Origin of the sequence: Flavobacterium maritimum (assembly GCF_040049085.1) — a bacterium.
GTDB lineage: Bacteria > Bacteroidota > Bacteroidia > Flavobacteriales > Flavobacteriaceae > Flavobacterium > Flavobacterium maritimum.
Window position 1 is genome coordinate 38,532 of record NZ_JBDLZY010000006.1, and the last position, 18,698, is coordinate 57,229.

An 18,698-nucleotide genomic window follows, 5' to 3' on the forward strand; every position below is an offset into this window, starting at 1 on the left:
AATCTGTTTGATACAAATATAAATATTATTTATAATTATTCTAAATAAAAAACACAATTGGAGCAAAAAAAATCGGTAAGAGATTCTAAGATCAGTTACCGACTGTTTAGTTGAAACTTTTTTACTGAAGAAAGTGAAGAAAATACTAACTATACCTGATTTCGGTGTTCATCCAAATCTTTTTGTAAATCTAGTTTTCGGAAAGTTGGCGATTTTATTCCTGTAATTAATACGGTGATCAACGTCATGCTTCCGCCAAAAACCACCGCGGATACTGTTCCCATTAGTTTTGCTGTTAAGCCGCTTTCAAAGGCTCCTAATTCATTAGAAGAACCCACAAATATTGAATTGACTGCCGCAACCCTACCTCGCATATGATCGGGTGTTTTAAGTTGTAAGATGGTTTGACGGATCACTACAGAAATGCCGTCAAAAACACCACTGAAAAATAAAGCAACTGCTGATACCCAAAAAATGGTAGAAAGTCCAAATACAATGATGCAAATTCCAAAGGCAAAGATGGCTGACAAGAGTTTCATTCCTGCATTTTTATTGAGGGGGACATAAGCTGAGATGAACATGGTCAAAAAAGCACCAACAGCCGGAGCGGCTCTCAATACTCCAAAACCTTCCGGACCTACTTTTAAGATGTCTTGTGCAAATATGGGTAATAAGGCCACAGCTCCTCCAAAAAGTACAGCAATCATGTCTAATGACAGGGCACCTAAAATAGTTTTGTTCTGGAAAACAAATTTTACACCTTCTTTCAAACTTTCCATAATAGGCTCGCCTATTTTAGGGTTTAAGATTGGTTTGGCTGCTATTTGGGATAGGGCAATCAGAGCAAAAAGGGAGCAGCCCAAAACCAAACACATAGACCAATGAACGCCAATCCAATTGATTGAAAAACCCGCAATTGCAGGCCCCAAGACCGAGCCGATTTGCCAAACAGAACTGCTCCAAGTGGCGGCATTAGGATATGCTTTTTTAGGAACTATTAGGGATAAAAGAGAGAATATGGTCGGACCGAGAAATGCCCTTACTAATCCGCCCAGAAATACCAGAAAATAAATAGAGTATAAAATGGTTTGCGTTGAAAAGTCGCTTACAACCGGTGGCCATGTCAGTAAAAATAAGCCAAGACTGATTACTGAAAACCCTAAGATACATTTTAACAGTAGTCCTTTCTTTTCGTTTTGATCTACAATATGTCCTGCAAATAAAGCCATTGATATTGCAGGGATTATTTCCATTAGTCCTATGATTCCTAAGGAAAGCGGATTTTTAGTCAAACTATAGACTTCCCATTCGATAACAATAAACTGCATGGACCAGGCAAAAACCATCGCAAAACGCAGCAATAGAAAAATATTAAATTCTTTATATCGTAAGGCTTCGTAGGGATCGTTCTTTTTCATAGTGTCGGTAATCAATTATTGTATGTCTTTTAATCGTAATTGTAAGCTTGTTTTGCCGTTCCATTCATTTTCGTCAATACAGTAGGCTATTTGAAACGGCTTTTGATTCGTTGTCAAATCATGTTTGTTTCCTAAGCCAAATCCTATTGCAGCAATGCCTTCAGTTCCGGGGCTTCTGGATTGTTTGAGAAAAAGCTTTAAATGCTCATCTTCCTGTCCCATAGGTTTTCCATAGCCCGTGTCTTTTACGTTTTTGGTCAAGAAAATAGGAGTCATATTTTGCGGTCCAAAAGGTTCGAACTGTTTTAAAATTCGGGAAAGTTTTGGGGTGATATTTATAAAATCAATCTCGGCATCAATTGCAATTTCCGGAACTAACATGTCGGGATGAATAGTTTCCTGTACTACTTTTTCGAAAGCGTTTTTGAAGTTTTGATAATTTTCTTCCTTTAAAGTCATTCCTGCCGCATACATGTGTCCGCCAAATTGTTCCAAATGTTCCGAACAGGCTTCTAGTGCATTATAGACATCGAAACCTTTTACAGAACGCGCCGAGGCAGCATATTTATCACCGCTTTTGGTGAAAACCAAGGTAGGACGGTAATAGGTTTCTATCAATCGAGAAGCAACAATTCCGATTACCCCTTTATGCCAATCTTCTTGAAAAACCACAGAAGTAAAACGCTCTTTTTCCTGATTTTCTTCAATCTGTAAAAGTGCTTCTTTGGTGATTAATTTGTCCAAATCTTTTCGCTCCGAATTATAGGCTTCAATTTCTGAAGCGAATTGTTGCGCCTGTTCAAAATCAAATTCGGTTAATAATTCTACAGCATGATTTCCGTGTTTGATGCGGCCTGCAGCGTTAATTCTCGGTGCGATGATAAAAACAACATCGGTGATATCTAAGGTTTGCTTTTTTATTTGGTGAATTAAAGCTTTTATTCCCGGTCTCGGTTCAGCATTGATAACCTGTAATCCAAAATAGGCCAAAACTCTATTTTCACCTGTCATGGGAACGATATCGGCAGCAATTGCGGTGGCAACCAAATCCAAATACGGAATTAAATCATCGATTGTTTGATTCCTGTTTTTGCCCAAGGCCTGAATTAGTTTAAAACCAATGCCACAACCGCATAATTCATCATAAGGGTAGGAGCAATCGTTTCTTTTTGGATCGAGGACTGCAACCGCATCCGGTAAAAAGTCACCCGGTCTGTGGTGGTCACAAATAATAAAATCAATATTTCGTTCTTTGGCGTAGGCCACATGATCGATTGATTTGATACCACAATCCAGGGCAATAATTAAGCTGAAGCCATTGTCGTCCGCGAAGTCGATCCCTTTGAAAGAAACACCATATCCTTCGGCATAACGATCCGGAATGTAAGTCGCAACATTAGGATAGTAGGTTCTGAGATAGGAGGAAACTAAAGAAACGGCAGTTGTTCCGTCAACATCGTAATCGCCAAAAACCAAAATATTTTCGTGGTTTTCAATTGCATTTTCGATACGCTCTACTGCTTTCTCCATATCTTTCATCAGATACGGATCGTGTAAATCATTTAAAGTTGGACGAAAAAATCGTTTGGCATCGTCAAAAGTTTCAATACCTCTCTGTACCAAAAGCGTAGCCACAAAATCTTCCACATTTAGGGCTTGCGCCAATTGTTTAACTTTTTCTTCGGAAGGTTTTGGTTTGATAGTCCAACGCATATTGGTTTGGGATTATAGGATTTTGTCAGGTTGGACGCGGTCTTGACCTAATAATTAGCTTGACAGCGCTCCACTTGACAATTAACAGTAATTATATTTTATTTCAATTCTAAAGCTTCGCCTTCAAACTGGATTCCGCTCCAACCTGTTTTTATAAAATTACGAATATTTTGGTGGTCGGTACCTTCAGGATTTTTTAAGACATCATCAAAATAATAAGCACCAAAACAAGCTAATGTTTCAGCCTGTGATAGGTTCTGTAATTTTGCGAAAGCAAATAATTTGCAAGATCCGGAATTCTCTCCGGCTGCATTTAGTTGCAATCCGTTTTGGAATGTCGTTGGCGTGAAGGTATAATTTGCTTCAATTGTGGCAATAGTATCGGCGAAAGTGATTGCTTCAGGGGTTTGTTTTAGTTTTTCTAAAAAGGATGGTATTGTATTCATATTTTATTTGGATTCTTCTTCTTCTGAAAATTTACTTTTTTTAGGTTCTTTAGTTGGGATTTTTCCTCCCACAACCACTACGATTTCGCCTCTTGGAGCTGTTTTTTCGAAATGAGTCAATACTTCCCGAACGGTACCGCGAACATTTTCTTCATGCATTTTGGATAATTCCCTGGAAACAGAAACTGCTCGGTCTTCGCCAAAATACGTTATAAATTCAGCTAAAGTCTTTACGAGTTTATGGGGTGAAACGTACAAAATCATGGTGCGGGTTTCTTCGGCTAAAGCCAAATAACGGGTTTGTCTTCCTTTTTTATCAGGTAAAAATCCTTCGAAAACAAATTTGTCATTGGGTAAGCCGCTATTCACTAATGCTGGGACGAAGGCTGTTGCACCAGGAAGACATTCTACTTCAATTCCGTTCTCTATACAGGCACGTGTGATTAAAAATCCGGGATCTGAAATAGCAGGTGTTCCCGCATCCGAAATTAAGGCGATATTTTCCCCGGCTTTGAGTCGGGAAATTAAGTTTTCGACTGTTTTATGTTCGTTGTGCATATGATGGCTGTGCATATGCGTGCCAATTTCAAAATGCTTTAACAATTTTCCACTCGTTCGGGTATCTTCGGCAAGAATCAAGTCGACTTCTTTGAGAATGCGAATGGCACGAAAAGTCATATCTTCGAGATTGCCAATAGGCGTAGGAACGATATATAATTTTGACATAACTATCGGAATTCTATTTTGTTTAAGTGGTTGTTGGGAAAATTAAAGTTGGGTTAAAGGAATTTCTTTTCAATGATGTCCATAAAACGTTGTACATACTCTTCTTTTCCTTCCCAATTATTGTAATCTGGTTTAACCATGTTTTCTAAAAATTCTTTGGTTTCCTCAAAACTGTCAAATGTGATCAATTGATTAAAAACACGATTGTAATCTTCAGTGCTGTTTCCGAAAAGTTGTTTTGTAAAAGCAATTCGGTCATTCAAATCGATATTGATTCCTTTTGCTAATTTATCATTTAGGGAAACAATTTTTGGTTCAGTTACTTTTGGAATGACTTCTTCAACAGGTTCTATTTTTTTCTCTTCAAAATCAATAGCAATTGCCGTTGGAATGTTTTCTACCGGATGTACTTTTACAAATTGTGCTTCGGTATAATTTCCGCCTAATAGATCCTCAAAAGAAATTTGAACCACATCCGGTTTTTTGAGTTCTTCTGTTTCAGCTACTTCTTCTAATTCGAATGCCGGTTTAAAAGAAAGTTCTTCCGGTTCTGAAGTTGCGTCAGTTTGAATTTCTTCGTTTGTAACAGTTTCTTCTACTTCTTCTACTTCTTCTACTTCTGGTGCTTGTTCTGCTTCTTCTACTTCGTTCAAAGGAGCATCGATAATTTCTTCAACTGGAATTTCTTCTTCTGCAGGATTTTCGATGATTTCTTTAATTAGTACTCCTGTTGCCGGGGTACTTTTAACGGTTTCAAAAGCCTGCTCAATCTGTTTTTCAATTTCAGACAGACCAATTGTAGGTTTTATATCGCCAAAATGTTCGTCAACAAATCGTAAGACAGAAAGTTTTTCATATAATTTCTGTGTTTCCAAATATAATTGATTGATGTCAGATTTGTTTTTTAGCTGTAATATTCTGTGGGCAATGCTGATTAAATCGGCTTCCAATCGTTTTTTCATATCATTTGAAATTATAGTGAATTAGGGGTGTTTTTATTCTAAATAGCTTCTTTGTTTTTATTTAACCAAAGGAAGAAGTAACCTTTAATAAAAAATTTCTACTTTTGAAAAACGTAAAAGTATAAAATTTTTATGTTGGATTATTACGGTTACAAAGTAATAAAAACTATTCATTTTTAAAGTTGAAAAATACAAAATGTTTCTCGAAAATACAGTAAATCATAAAGAACAATTTGGTTGGATTGAAGTCATTTGCGGCTCAATGTTTTCGGGTAAAACCGAAGAACTTATTCGCCGACTCAAACGAGCCCAATTTGCCAAGCAAAAAGTGGAGATTTTTAAACCAGCTATTGATATACGCTATCATGATGAAATGGTTGTTTCTCATGATGCGAACGAAATACGTTCTACGCCCGTTCCTGCCGCTGCCAATATTGCTATTTTGGCACAAGGTTGCGATGTGATTGGGATTGATGAGGCGCAGTTTTTTGATGATGAAATTGTCAGGGTTTGCAATGATTTGGCCAATCAGGGTATTCGGGTAATTGTTGCAGGACTGGATATGGATTTTAAAGGCAATCCTTTTGGACCCATGCCAGCATTGATGGCTACGGCAGAATATGTGACCAAAGTACATGCAGTTTGTACCCGAACGGGAAATCTGGCTAATTATAGTTTTAGAAAAACAGATAGTGATAAACTCGTTATGTTAGGTGAAACCGAAGAATATGAACCTTTGAGTCGTGCAGCTTATTATCATGCTATGCGGAAGGATGAGGAGAAGAAAGATCAGGAAAAGAAATAAAAAAAAGGGAAATTTGTTTAAAGCAAATTTCCCTTTTTTTTGTGTATTTTAATTCAGTTTTACATTTTCTTCCGCATTCTGGCCACGGGAATATCCAATTGTTCTCTGTATTTTGCAATAGTTCTTCGCGCAATTGGATAGCCTTTTTCTTTGAGGATTTCGGCTAACTGATCATCAGGAAGCGGTTTGCGTTTGTCTTCTTCTTCGATGGTGTTTTTTAGAATTTTCTTGATTTCCAATGTTGAAACTTCTTCTCCCTGATCATTGATCATCGCTTCCGAGAAGAATTCTTTTATTAATTTGGTACCATAAGGTGTTTCCACATATTTACTGTTGGCCACACGGGAAATAGTCGAAATGTCGAGACCTACCATATCGGCAATGTCTTTCAAAATCATTGGTTTCAACTTAGTTTCGTCACCATCCAAAAAGTATTCTTTTTGATAATGCATGATCGCATTCATAGTCACATAAAGTGTTTCCTGACGCTGACGGATGGCATCAATAAACCATTTGGCCGAATCCAGTTTTTGTTTGATAAACTGTACCGCATCTTTTTGTTGCGCCGATTTATCTTTCGATTCTTTATAGGTCTGCATCATTTCCTGATAATCTTTAGAGACATGCAGGGAAGGAGCATTTCTTCCGTTTAGGGTTAATTCCAGTTCCCCGTCCACAATTCTGATTGCGAAATCGGGAACCACATTTTCGGTTACCTTATTGTTTCCGGTAAAAGAGCCTCCTGGCTTTGGATTTAGTTTTTCTATTTCGTTGATGGCTTTTTTTAGTTGCTCATTCGAAACACTATATTTTTGTAATAGTTTGTCGTAATGTTTTTTGGTAAAGGCATCGAACTGGTTTTCTATAATATCAGTTGCCAGTGCCACATATTCCGTTGGAGTTTTGTGTTTTAATTGTAACAACAAACATTCCTGTAAGTCTCGCGCACCTACACCTGATGGTTCCAGTTCGTGAATAACCTGCAACATTCTCTCTACCGTTTTTTCATCGGTATAGATCCCTTGGGTAAAGGCCATATCATCCACCATATCAGGGATGCTTCTGCGAATGTAGCCCATGTCGTCGATACTTCCCACCAAAAATTCGGCAATTTCACGGTCGTCCTCACTCAAGATGAAAGTGTTCAGCTGATTAATCAGGTCCTGATGAAAACTGATAGGGGCAGCAAAAGGAGTTTCGCGTTCCTCATCATCATCACTGTAATTATTAGCCTGTGTTTTATAATCTGGGGTGTCGTCGTTGCTTAAGTATTCGTCTATGTTAATGTCTTCGGCATCAATTCTCTCTGATTCCGCTTCATCATAGTCATCGTAATCTTCGCCTTCGAATTCATCTTTTTCGTACTCATCTTCTTCTTTTCCTGCTTCAAGAGCGGGGTTTTCGTTCATTTCTTCCAATAAACGTTGTTCGAAAGCTTGCGTAGGCAATTGAATTAACTTCATCAACTGGATTTGTTGTGGAGATAATTTCTGTGATAATTTTAAATTTAAAAATTGCTTTAGCATGTTAGTTTATTTGGTTATTCGTTCATTTGGTTATTTGTAATCGAATTCACAAATAACCAAATCCACAAATTAACTTTTATTAAAATTCAGCATTTCCAGGAGTTCTTGGGAAAGGAATTACGTCTCTAATGTTTGTCATTCCTGTTACAAACAATACCAAACGTTCAAATCCTAAACCGAAACCTGCATGCGTTGCAGAACCAAATCTTCGGGTGTCTAAATACCATGATAATTCTTCTTCGTCGATTTCCAAGGCTTTCATTTTTTTGATCAAAACGTCGTAACGCTCTTCTCTTTCAGAACCTCCTACGATTTCTCCAATTCCAGGGAAAAGGATATCCATGGCACGAACTGTTTTTCCGTCTTCGTTCAAACGCATGTAAAACGCTTTAATGTTTGCCGGGTAATCGAACAAAATTACCGGACATTTAAAGTGTTTTTCCACTAAATAACGTTCGTGTTCTGATTGTAAATCAGCTCCCCACTCGTCAATGATATAACTGAATTTTTTCTTTTTGTTCGGTGTACAGTTTCTCAAAATTTCGATTGCTTCAGTATAAGAAACACGTTTGAAATTGTTTTCCAAAACAAAATTTAATTTTTCTAACAAAGCCATTTCGCTACGTTCAGCCTGTGGTTTTGATTTTTCTTCTTCCAATAGTCGTCCTTCCAGGAATTTCAAATCTTCCGGACATTTATCCAAAACATATTTGATTACATATTGAATGAAATCTTCAGCCAAATCCATATTGTCATCCAAATCATTGAAAGCCACTTCCGGCTCAATCATCCAGAATTCAGCCAAGTGACGGGAAGTATTGGAGTTCTCTGCTCTAAAAGTTGGTCCAAAGGTATAAATCTGGCCCAAAGCCATAGCGAAAGTTTCCCCCTCTAATTGTCCCGAAACGGTTAAGTTGGTTTCTTTTCCGAAAAAATCTTTTTTATAATCAACTTTTCCGTCTTCGGTTCTTGGTGTGTTGTCAAAAGGCAAAGCGGTTACTTTAAACATTTCTCCCGCGCCTTCTGCATCAGAACCGGTGATGATTGGCGTATTTACATACACAAATCCTTTTTCTTGAAAATATTGGTGTACTGCAAATGACAATACCGAACGAACACGCATAATAGCGCCAAAAGCATTGGTACGCACTCTTAAATGAGCGTTTTCACGCAAGAATTCCAAGGAATGTTTCTTAGGCTGCATTGGGAATTTCTCAGCATCAGAGTCGCCCAGAATTTCTAATTTAGAAACCTGGATTTCATATTTCTGTCCGGCACCTTTACTTTCTACCAAACTTCCTGTTACTGAAACCGCAGCTCCAGTAGTAATTCTTTTCAAAGTCTCCTCTGGAGTATTTTCAAAATCGACTACACACTGTATGTTATTAATGGTTGACCCATCGTTCAAAGCAATAAATTGATTGTTTCTAAAAGTTCTCACCCATCCTTTTGCATTTACTTCATGAAGCGTCGTTGTGCTGTTTAGTAAGTCTTTAACTTTTGTGTGTTTCATTTTAAATATAATTGATATTGAAAAATAGTTTTTTTATCGAACTGCAAATATAAATGATTTGTTTGGAAAAGTCATTGTGAGAAATGGTCTAATCAGGAGCTATTTCCCGCTATCCGCTATATCTTTTACTTTTTAAAGAAAAAAGTAAAAGGATGCCGCTACTATCAGGGCTAGGCGAATCGGGATATTTTGTGTTTCGGTTGTTGAATGGGCACTTTTTACTGTGCTTTATAAAGTCTTTTACTGCAAGGTTTAATAAAAACCTTGCAGGATAAAAACCGAAATGATTAAAAATTTGATGTTTACAATGATTCCCTATTCTTGATAGCAGTGTATTTTATTTGTTTTTTCGTTCTAACAAGGCATCAAGTTCTTCGTCCGAATGTTCCAATATGTCTATCGTAGGTTCGATGAATTCCTGTTGATTAGCCAATGTTTTGTTTAATGTCAGTACTAACGAAGGCAGTAAAACAAGATTGGATAACATACCAAAACATAATGTAATAGAAACTAAACCTCCAAGTGCAACAGTTCCTCCAAAACTCGAAAGCATAAATACGGAGAAGCCAAAGAATAAAACAATAGAGGTGTAGAACATACTGATGCCCGAATCTTCAAATGTTGCAAAAACGGATTTTTTTATTTTCCAGTTGTTTCTTGCCAGCTCTAATCGGTATTGAGCAAGGAAGCGCAGGGTGTCATCGACAGACATTCCGAATGCGATACCAAAAACCAATAATGTAGAAGGTTTTAAAGGAATTCCCAAAAAGCCCATCAGACCTGCGGTCATCAATAATGGTAATAAATTAGGAATGATAGATACCAATACCATTTTGAAGGATCGGAACATGATTGCTACCAGACCACCAGTTAATGCAAAAGCAAAAAGCAAGGAAGACAGTAAGTTGTCAAGCAGGTATTTTGTTCCTTTTTGGAAGACCGATGCCTTACCGGTAATGATTACTTCATATCTTGGTGCAGGGAAAATTTTATTGACTTTTCTTCGAATTTGTGTTTCGATATCCTGCATTTTTTCGCCGTTTTCATCTTTGATAAATGCCGTCATTCGGGCGATGCTTCCATCATCGGTGATGTAACTTCTCAGCTGATTGTCTTCTGATTTTTTGAGCGAATTTTTAATGTATGGAATTAAGAATGTTTCTTCCTGTGAAGAAGGTAATTCGTAAAATTCAGGATTTCCGTTGTAGTAGGCTTGTTTGAAACTTTTGGCTATATTAACAATTGACAGCGGTTTAGAAAGTTCCGGAATATCAATGATTGTTTCCTCTAATTCTTCCATTCTTCTCAGATTGGTAAGTTTCATTGCACCATTTTTCTTTTTGGTGTTGATCATTATTTCGAGTGGCATTACCCCATCGAATTCTTTTTCAAAGAAACGGATGTCATCAAAAAAATCGGTTTTTTTTGGCATGTCTTCTATCAGACTTCCTGAAATTTTAATTTCATAGATGCCTATAATTCCAAAAACCAAGAAAACTACCGAGGTTACGTATACAGCAAAACGTTTGTATTTTACAGTATTGATAATCCATTTGAAAAAATGAGTTAGCGACTCGCGTTCCAAATGGTTAAGGTGTCTTGGTATGGGAGGAGGGAAATAACTGAAAAGTATTGGGATAATCAATAAACTCAGTAGATAAATAGTAAGAATATTGATGGTTGTAACCACTCCGAATTCTTTAAGCAGTACATTATTAGTTATAATAAATGTTGCAAAACCCACAGCCGTGGTAAGGTTGGTCATCAGAGTAGCAGTTCCCGTTTTGGTAATCACTCGCTGCAACGCTTTGGCTTTGTTGGCATGTTTGTAGTATTCCTGATGGTATTTGTTGATGAAGAAAATGCAGTTCGGAATGCCTATTACAATTACCAATGTAGGTACTAATGCAGTAAGCACTGTTATTTCATAACCCATTGCACCCATAATTCCGAAAGACCACATTACTCCAATAATCACAATAATCAATGAAGTTAGCGTTGCTCTGAACGATCGGAAGAAGTAAAAGAAAATAAGTGAGGTGATCAATAAAGCGGCTCCTATAAACAGACCAATTTCATCTGTAATAGTTTTTGCATTAAGTGTTCGGATGTAAGGCATGCCTGAGACGTGAGGTTTAATGCCTGTCTCCGCATAAAATTTATCTATTTCAGGAATAAATTTATGAAGAATATAATCTTTTCGAGCTTTGCTATTAACAATCTTTTTATCCAAATAAATGGCCGAACGAACCGCTCCTGTTTTTTTATTAAAAAGTAAGCCTTCATAAAACGGAAGATTTTTGAAAAAATCCGATTTTAGTTGGGTTAAGTAAGCTGGGTCATTTGCTTTTTCAGCATTTACAAAAGGTTTTAATTCAAAAGTCTGAAGAGAATCATTTTTGACTAATTGTTGAAGATTGTCTACAGAAATTACCAGACTTACTTCTTTGTCGCTTTTGATTTTTTCCATAAGTGTACTCCAAGCCTTGAATACTTTTGGAGTAAATAACTTTGGGTCTTTGGTTGCTATTACAATCAAATTTCCTTCTTCGCCGAAGTTTTTAAGAAAATGATTGTAGTCGACATTTACCTTATCATCTGCCGGGATAAGATTGGCTTCAGTTTGGGAAAACTTTACATTTTTCCACTGTAAAGCAAACAAAATTGTTACTAATACAATTCCACATAAAATAACTATTCTATTTCTCAGGATTATACGGGCAATTAATTCCCAGAATCCGATACTAAACCACTTGATCATAATGAGTTTTTAAACGGGGCAAAGGTATGTAAAGCGTAATGATTTTTTTGCTTTTTAAGGTTTAGATTTCCTTCTTTTTGACTTAAAATTTAGTTAAGATTAAATTTGAGTTACTATTTTTAATCCTATTATAATTGCTATATTTGGTTTTCTCATCTTTGTAGTATTTTAAGAGGATAAAGAGGACATGAATCAGGTATGAAGAATTATAAAAACACGGCATTTTATATTGGTGTAACAGGCGGTTTCACTGCTTTAATTTATTGGATTATTAAAAAAGGGAAATACTTGGAGACAGGTAAAACCATTGCAAAACCCGCAATCGAAAAGGGTTCTTGGAATGATTTTTTAGCATCCATGCAACACAATTTCCAGGATCCTTTAGCAATTCTTTTAGCACAAATTGTCACAATAATATTGGTCGCCCGTTTTTTTGGCTGGGTTTTTAAAAAAATAGGACAACCTTCTGTAATAGGTGAAATTATTGCAGGTATAGTTCTTGGTCCGTCTTTGTTGGGAATGTATTTTCCCGAATTTTCTTCTGTTTTGTTTCCTGTAGAGTCCTTAGGGAATTTAAAATTTTTAAGTCAGATTGGGTTAATTCTTTTCATGTTTGTCATTGGGATGGAACTTGATCTGAAAGTGTTGAAAAACAAAGCAAACGAAGCTGTTGTTATCAGTCATGCCAGTATTGTTATTCCATTTGCTCTCGGTATTGGTCTAGCCTATTTTGTTTATAATCAATTTGCCCCCGAAGGGGTGAAATTTCTCTCTTTCAGTTTGTTTATGGGAATTGCCATGAGCATTACCGCTTTCCCTGTTTTGGCAAGGATTGTTCAGGAAAGAGGAATTCATAAAACCAGATTAGGTGCAATTGTAATTACCTGTGCCGCTGCAGATGATATTACGGCCTGGTGTTTATTGGCTGTAGTGATTGCTATCGTAAAGGCGGGAACTTTTGTTAGTTCCTTGTATATAATTGGGTTGGCTTTGGTTTATGTCGTTGTCATGCTCTTTATGGTAAAACCGTTTCTGAAAAGAATTGGAGATTTATACGGTTCTAAAGATACTCTTGTCAAACCCGTTGTAGCAATCTTTTTTCTTACGCTTATTCTTTCCTCTTATGCTACTGAAGTAATTGGTATTCACGCTCTTTTCGGGGCTTTTATGACTGGCGCTATCATGCCGGATGTTCCTAAATTCAGAACAATATTTATAGAAAAAGTAGAAGATGTTTCGCTTATTCTTTTACTGCCTTTGTTTTTTGTTTTCACCGGTTTGAAAACAGAAATCGGATTGATTAACGACCCTTATTTATGGCGAGTAACTGGTTTTATTATTTTGGTTGCCGTTGTTGGGAAGTTTTTGGGAAGCGCTTTGGCCGCAAAATTTGTTGGACAGAATTGGCGCGACAGTTTGACCATAGGTGCTTTGATGAATACGAGAGGGCTGATGGAATTGATCGTTTTAAATATTGGTTTAGAGCTTAAAGTTTTAACTCCGGAAGTTTTTACCATGATGGTTATTATGGCGTTGGTCACTACTTTTATGACGGGGCCTGCTTTGGATTTGATCAATTATGTTTTTAAAACTAAGGATGTAATTGATTCGGAAATTGTTCCAAATCACAATAAATATAGAATTCTGATCTCGTTTGGAAATAATGAAAAAGGAAAGTCACTATTGCGTCTGGCAAACAGTTTAGTAAAAAAGAAAAAAGATGCTGCCAGTGTAACGGTGATGCATTTGTCGTTGAGTGATGAAATGCATCCTTTTAATATGGAAGACAAAGAGAAAAGCTGTTTTATTCCAATTATGGAAGAATCCCATCATTTGAAACAGGAAATTACTACTATTTTTAAAGCAACAATTGATATAGAAACGGAGATTGCCGAAATTGCCAATGACGGAGATTATGATTTACTGTTGGTAGGTTTGGGTAAATCAATCTTTGAGGGGACAATTTTAGGGAAGGTAATCGGATTTACCACAAGAATTATTAATCCCGATCGTTTAATTGATAAATTTACCGGCAAGGAAGGTTTGTTTGAGAATTCGCCTTTTGACGAAAGAACCAGACAGATTATTTCTAAAACCAAAATGCCTCTGGGGATTTTGATTGATAAAGAATTGCAAGCGGTTAATGAGGTTTTCATGCCTATTTTTAGTTCGGAAGATGCCTTTTTAATTGATTATGTTCAGAAATTAATTTTTAACAACAATTCCAAAGTAATGGTTTTGGATGCCAATGGTCATATTAATACTAATTTTGTTATCAAAAGCGCCATTACTTCATTAGAACAGAAGTATCCTAAAAACATTACCATAATGAAGGATAGGATTGTTAAAAAGGAGTTTTTGTTGAACCAGGATTTAATGATTATTAGTCTCGAAAGTTGGAAATCCTTAGTAGATTCAAGAAGTATTTGGTTGAGTAGAGTTCCTTCGGTGCTGATTTTAAAACAATAATATGAATTGGATTTTATTGATTATCGGTGGTCTTTTCGAAGTCGGTTTTGCCACTTGTTTAGGGAAAGCCAAAGAAAGTTCCGGTTCAACTGCAACTTTTTGGTTGGTCGGATTTTTAATTTGTTTGGCTATTAGTATGTTGTTGCTTTATAAAGCGACGCAAACATTGCCTATCGGTACGGCTTATGCTGTTTGGACAGGAATTGGCGCAGTAGGTACTGTTTTAGTTGGTATTTTTGTTTTTAAAGAACCCGCTGATTTCTGGAGGATTTTCTTTATTACGACTTTGATAACATCTATTATAGGATTGAAATTCGTGTCGAGTCATTAAATACAAAAAAATGAATTTACTTTTTTGAAGTATTTTTGGATCAAACCCTTACTGTTTATAATTTAGTTCTATTGTCATTTTGAGTGTTCCCGACGCTTCGGCAGAGAACGATTATTGCATCTCGACTATGCTCGATGTGACATAAAATATTGACTAATACGATTAAATCAAAATATGAATAAAATTCAAGATAACAATGTTGTGATTTATGTGTTTCTAACGATTATTCTGTTGCTGGTAATCGTGCTTTGCTATCTTGTTTATCTGTTAATTCAATCGGGGAAAGCTAAAAAAAATGTTGAGGAAAAATTTTATTTACTTGAGATGAAAGTAAATGATCTGCAGTTGGAGACTTTGGAGTCCAAACTCAATCCGCACCTTTTTAAAAATATACTAAATTCAATTCAGTCACATGCTTACCAAACTTATTTTGCGTTAGACAAATTGGCAAATGTGTTGGATTATATTTTATATGAAAGCCAAAAAAAGTTTGTTACTCCAAAAGAAGAAATTGAGTTTGCGCTGAATTTAATCGAAATCAATAAGATAAAAGTCAGTCCGCTTTTTGAATTAAAAGTAAAAACTAAAATCAACGAAGGTGAAATGCTCTATGAACAACGGCTCTTAGCACCTTTGATTTCAATAGACTTAATCGAAAACGCTTTTAAGCATGCCGATCTGCAAAGTGCAGATGCTTTTATCTCTGTTTTGTTCGAATTCAAAGACAATTGCTTCTTTTTGACGGTTTCGAACAAAATATCCGATAAAAAGGCATTAAAAAAAGAGCGCAGCGGGATTGGTGCAAATACATTGGAACAACGTTTGAAAATTATATATAAAAATCAGTTCAAACTGGATAAATTTGTCGAAAATGACATTTATATTGCACACTTAAAAATCAATCTTCTTGAATACAAAACTCAAATGCTTACTGCTGGACGATGAATTGCCGGGATTGACTTATCTGAAGATGCTTTGTGAACAAATTCCGGATTTGGAAATCGTTAAAGTATTTAATAGCCCACAAAAATTACTGGAGGAAATTACGAATCTTGATTTTGATTTGTGTATTTCGGATATTGAAATGCCAGGAATTGATGGTTTGAGTTTGGCCAATTTACTTCAAAACAAAATGGTTATTTTTACTACGGCATACAAAGATTATGCAGCCGAAGCATTTGATATTGATGCTGTCGATTATATTACCAAACCGGTTACAAGAGAGCGGTTGCAAAAAGCAGTTACCAAAGCCTTGGAACGATTCAATAAGTCGGCGATTACCAAAAAATTTATTCACTTGAATACTGATAAAGGAAAGGCATTATTGTATTTTGATCAGATTCAGTACATCAAAACAGCCCCAACCGACAGTAGGGACAAAGAAGTCTTTCTTGTTGATGGAAGTGCTATGATTTTAAAAAATATTAATTTTGATACGCTTTTAAGCCAGCTTCCTGCGGCTGATTTTTGTAGAGTGACTAAGAAGGAAATCATTGCAATAGCTGCAGTGAAATTTTTTAACCATAATGAAATTACAATCAATCATCAGGAAAAGAATGGAAAATTCACCACATTACTTTTGAGCGAAACCTATCGTTCGGATTTTTTACTAAAGGTCAAAATTTGATTTATTACAAAGTTTTCCAATCTTGTTACATCCGACGGAAATTAACTGTTTGTTCTCTTTATTTCTCAATAATCACTTGCCATATTTGCACTATAAATTAAATGATAATTTAAAAAAGTTGTATGAGAAGTATTAAAAATTCGTTTTTTTATTTGATAATTATAGGCGGCTCTTCTGTCTTGATGTATTGGATTATCCTAAAGGGGAAATTGCTGCAACAAGGGCGTAATATTGTTTCTCATCAGATAGAAAACGGTCATTGGAATGATTTTGTAATGTCGATGAATCATAATTTGCAACATCCCTTAACCATTCTTTTGGCGCAAATCATCACTATTATTTTCGTAGCTCGGTTTTTTGGATGGGTTTGCAGAAGAATTGGACAACCAACAGTGATTGGAGAGATGATCGCGGGTATTGTTTTAGGTCCTTCTTTAATTGGGATGTATTTTCCCGAATTTTCGGAAACATTATTCCCAAAAGATTCGTTAGGCAACTTGCAGTTTTTGAGTCAGATTGGGTTAATCCTTTTTATGTTTGTGATTGGGATGGAGTTGGATTTAAAAGTGCTTAAGAATAAAGCGCATGATGCTGTTGTTATTAGCCATGCCAGTATTATTATTCCGTTTACTTTAGGTTTGGGGCTTGCTTATTTTATTTACCACTCTTTTGCTCCACCAGGGATTGAATTTCTTTCTTTTGGATTGTTCTTGGGAATTGCGATGAGTATTACGGCATTTCCGGTTTTGGCTGGGATTGTCAGGGAACGCGGAATTCATAAAACTAAATTAGGGGCGATTGTAATTACCTGTGCCGCTGCAGATGATATTACGGCCTGGTGTATTTTGGCGGCAGTAATCGCGATTGTGAAAGCTGGTTCATTTACCAGTTCTCTATACGTTATTGCATTGGCAGTAATTTATGTAATAGTAATGCTAAAAGTGGTTAGGCCATTTCTAAAAAGGGTTGGTGATTTAAATGCAACGCGAGAAAGTCTGAACAAACCGGTAGTGGCTATTTTCTTTTTGACATTATTACTGTCCTCTTATGCGTCTGAGCTGATAGGGATTCACGCATTGTTTGGAGCTTTTTTGGCTGGGGCAATCATGCCTGAAAATAATAAATTCCGCACTATTTTTATTGAAAAAGTTGAAGACGTTTCAGTGGTAATTTTACTTCCTTTGTTTTTTGTTTTTACGGGTTTAAGGACCCAAATAGGATTAATTGATGATCCTCATTTGTGGAAAATTACTGGCTTGATTATTTTGGTTGCCGTGGTCGGAAAGTTTTTTGGCAGTGCAATAGCAGCTAAGTTCGTAGGTCATAGCTGGAAAGATAGTTTGTCTATTGGGACATTAATGAATACGAGGGGATTGATGGAATTGGTAGTGCTGAATATAGGTTATGATTTGGGCGTGTTGTCAAGTGAAATTTTCACCATGATGGTTATTATGGCATTGACTACCACCTTTATGACCGGACCGGCTTTGGATTTGATTAATTATATTTTTAAAGGCAAAAGCAGTATTGTCCCAGAAGAAATAAGCAATAAAAGCAAATACAAAGTTCTGATTTCTTTTGCCTCTCCCGAAAAAGGGAAAACATTGTTGAAAGTAGCCAATAGTTTTGTTAAAAAACAAAGTGGGAACACGGTCGTCACTGCTATGCACTTGTCGTTAACTTCAGAGTTGCATTCCTTTGATGTGAAAGATTATGAACGAGAAATGTTTTCGCCTGTTGTTTCTGAATCAGAAAATTTAAATCAAAAAATTGTCACTCTTTTCAAAGCTTCTAATGATATTGACTCAGATATAGTCGACACAGCCAATCATGGGGATTATGATCTGTTATTAGTTGGTTTGGGACAATCTATTTTTGATGGTACATTATTGGGAAAAGTACTTGGTTTTACAACTAGGATTATTAATCCGGATCGTTTGATTGATAAATTTACTGGGAAAGAAGGCTTGTTTGAAAATTCTCCTTTCGATGAAAGAACAAGACAAATTCTTGCTAAAAGTAAAATGTCGGTTGGGATTCTTGTGGATAAGGAATTAGATGACATTAATCGGGTTTTCATGCCTCTTTTTAGTGATGAGGATGCCTTTCTGATTCAATTTGCCCAAAAGCTAATTCGGAATAATGGCTCTCAAATTACAGTTTTGGATGCTGCTGGACAGGTAAAAAACAATAGGGAAATTCAAGAAGGTATTCGTTCCATAGAGCAAATAGCGCCCAATCATATCATGATGATGAATGAAAGGACTATTAAAAAGGAGTTTTTAGAACAGCAGGATTTGATGATAGTCAGTTTAGACAGTTGGAAAAAACTAATCGATACCCAAAGTATTTGGCTCAACAACACGCCTTCTGTATTGATTATCAAACCGTAATTATATAA

14 protein-coding genes are annotated in these 18,698 nt (G+C 36.2%); 6 read left to right on the top strand and 8 right to left on the bottom strand.

All coding sequences use genetic code 11. The annotated features are described in order from the left end of the window. Window positions 1-149 precede the first annotated feature (149 nt). The 5 genes from ABEB23_RS13470 to ABEB23_RS13490 all read right to left on the bottom strand — a co-directional run bounded on the left by ABEB23_RS13470 (window position 150) and on the right by ABEB23_RS13490 (window position 5,265). Window positions 150-1,418: an MFS transporter gene (locus ABEB23_RS13470; RefSeq protein ID WP_348813129.1), complete on the bottom strand. Its 1,269-nt coding sequence runs from the start codon at window positions 1,416-1,418 to the stop codon at window positions 150-152. A gap of 15 nt (window positions 1,419-1,433) precedes the next feature. Next, the gene (gene recJ / locus ABEB23_RS13475; RefSeq protein WP_348813130.1) at window positions 1,434-3,131 is read right to left on the bottom strand and encodes a single-stranded-DNA-specific exonuclease RecJ; all 1,698 of its coding nucleotides are present in this window, start codon (window positions 3,129-3,131) and stop codon (window positions 1,434-1,436) included. Between the two features lie 98 nt (window positions 3,132-3,229). Next, on the bottom strand, window positions 3,230-3,577 hold the full coding sequence (locus ABEB23_RS13480; protein ID WP_348813131.1) for a HopJ type III effector protein: 348 nt from the start codon (window positions 3,575-3,577) through the stop codon (window positions 3,230-3,232). 3 nt (window positions 3,578-3,580) lie between these two features. Further along, on the bottom strand, window positions 3,581-4,303 hold the full coding sequence (gene rsmI / locus ABEB23_RS13485) for a 16S rRNA (cytidine(1402)-2'-O)-methyltransferase (protein ID WP_348813132.1): 723 nt from the start codon (window positions 4,301-4,303) through the stop codon (window positions 3,581-3,583). A gap of 53 nt (window positions 4,304-4,356) precedes the next feature. Beyond that, window positions 4,357-5,265 carry a DUF8457 domain-containing protein gene (locus ABEB23_RS13490; protein ID WP_348813133.1) on the bottom strand — a complete coding sequence of 303 codons (909 nt, stop codon included), beginning with the start codon at window positions 5,263-5,265 and terminating at the stop codon, window positions 4,357-4,359. A gap of 196 nt (window positions 5,266-5,461) precedes the next feature. Between ABEB23_RS13490 and ABEB23_RS13495 the strand changes: the two genes are divergently transcribed. Next, window positions 5,462-6,070 carry a thymidine kinase gene (locus tag ABEB23_RS13495; RefSeq protein WP_348813134.1) on the top strand — a complete coding sequence of 203 codons (609 nt, stop codon included), beginning with the start codon at window positions 5,462-5,464 and terminating at the stop codon, window positions 6,068-6,070. 59 nt (window positions 6,071-6,129) lie between these two features. Here the strand turns inward: ABEB23_RS13495 and rpoN are convergent, their stop codons facing one another. The 3 genes from rpoN to ABEB23_RS13510 all read right to left on the bottom strand — a co-directional run bounded on the left by rpoN (window position 6,130) and on the right by ABEB23_RS13510 (window position 11,870). Next, window positions 6,130-7,596, bottom strand: a complete 1,467-nt coding sequence (gene rpoN / locus ABEB23_RS13500; protein ID WP_348813135.1) for an RNA polymerase factor sigma-54 — start codon at window positions 7,594-7,596, stop codon at window positions 6,130-6,132. 79 nt (window positions 7,597-7,675) lie between these two features. Continuing rightward, window positions 7,676-9,109: an asparagine--tRNA ligase gene (asnS, locus tag ABEB23_RS13505; protein ID WP_348813136.1), complete on the bottom strand. Its 1,434-nt coding sequence runs from the start codon at window positions 9,107-9,109 to the stop codon at window positions 7,676-7,678. Window positions 9,110-9,446: 337 nt separating this feature from the next. Next, window positions 9,447-11,870 (bottom strand): efflux RND transporter permease subunit, encoded by a 2,424-nt coding sequence (locus ABEB23_RS13510; protein WP_348813137.1) that lies wholly within the window; start codon window positions 11,868-11,870, stop codon window positions 9,447-9,449. A 198-nt stretch (window positions 11,871-12,068) separates the two neighbouring features. On the opposite strand from ABEB23_RS13510, the gene ABEB23_RS13515 reads away from it, so the two are divergent. From ABEB23_RS13515 to ABEB23_RS13535, 5 genes are all read left to right on the top strand, one after another. Then, complete coding sequence (locus tag ABEB23_RS13515; RefSeq protein ID WP_348813138.1) at window positions 12,069-14,339, top strand: cation:proton antiporter domain-containing protein; 2,271 nt, start codon at window positions 12,069-12,071, stop codon at window positions 14,337-14,339. 1 nt (window position 14,340) lies between these two features. Further along, on the top strand, window positions 14,341-14,670 hold the full coding sequence (locus tag ABEB23_RS13520; RefSeq protein WP_348813139.1) for a DMT family transporter: 330 nt from the start codon (window positions 14,341-14,343) through the stop codon (window positions 14,668-14,670). Window positions 14,671-14,844: 174 nt separating this feature from the next. Beyond that, window positions 14,845-15,615: a sensor histidine kinase gene (locus ABEB23_RS13525; RefSeq protein WP_348813140.1), complete on the top strand. Its 771-nt coding sequence runs from the start codon at window positions 14,845-14,847 to the stop codon at window positions 15,613-15,615. Continuing rightward, window positions 15,578-16,297, top strand: coding sequence for a LytR/AlgR family response regulator transcription factor (locus tag ABEB23_RS13530; RefSeq protein WP_348813141.1), 720 nt, complete (start codon window positions 15,578-15,580; stop codon window positions 16,295-16,297). The genes ABEB23_RS13525 and ABEB23_RS13530 overlap by 38 nt, the downstream gene beginning before the upstream one ends. Before the next feature lie 122 nt (window positions 16,298-16,419). After that, complete coding sequence (locus ABEB23_RS13535) at window positions 16,420-18,690, top strand: cation:proton antiporter (protein ID WP_348813142.1); 2,271 nt, start codon at window positions 16,420-16,422, stop codon at window positions 18,688-18,690. The last annotated feature ends 8 nt before the right edge of the window (window positions 18,691-18,698 follow it).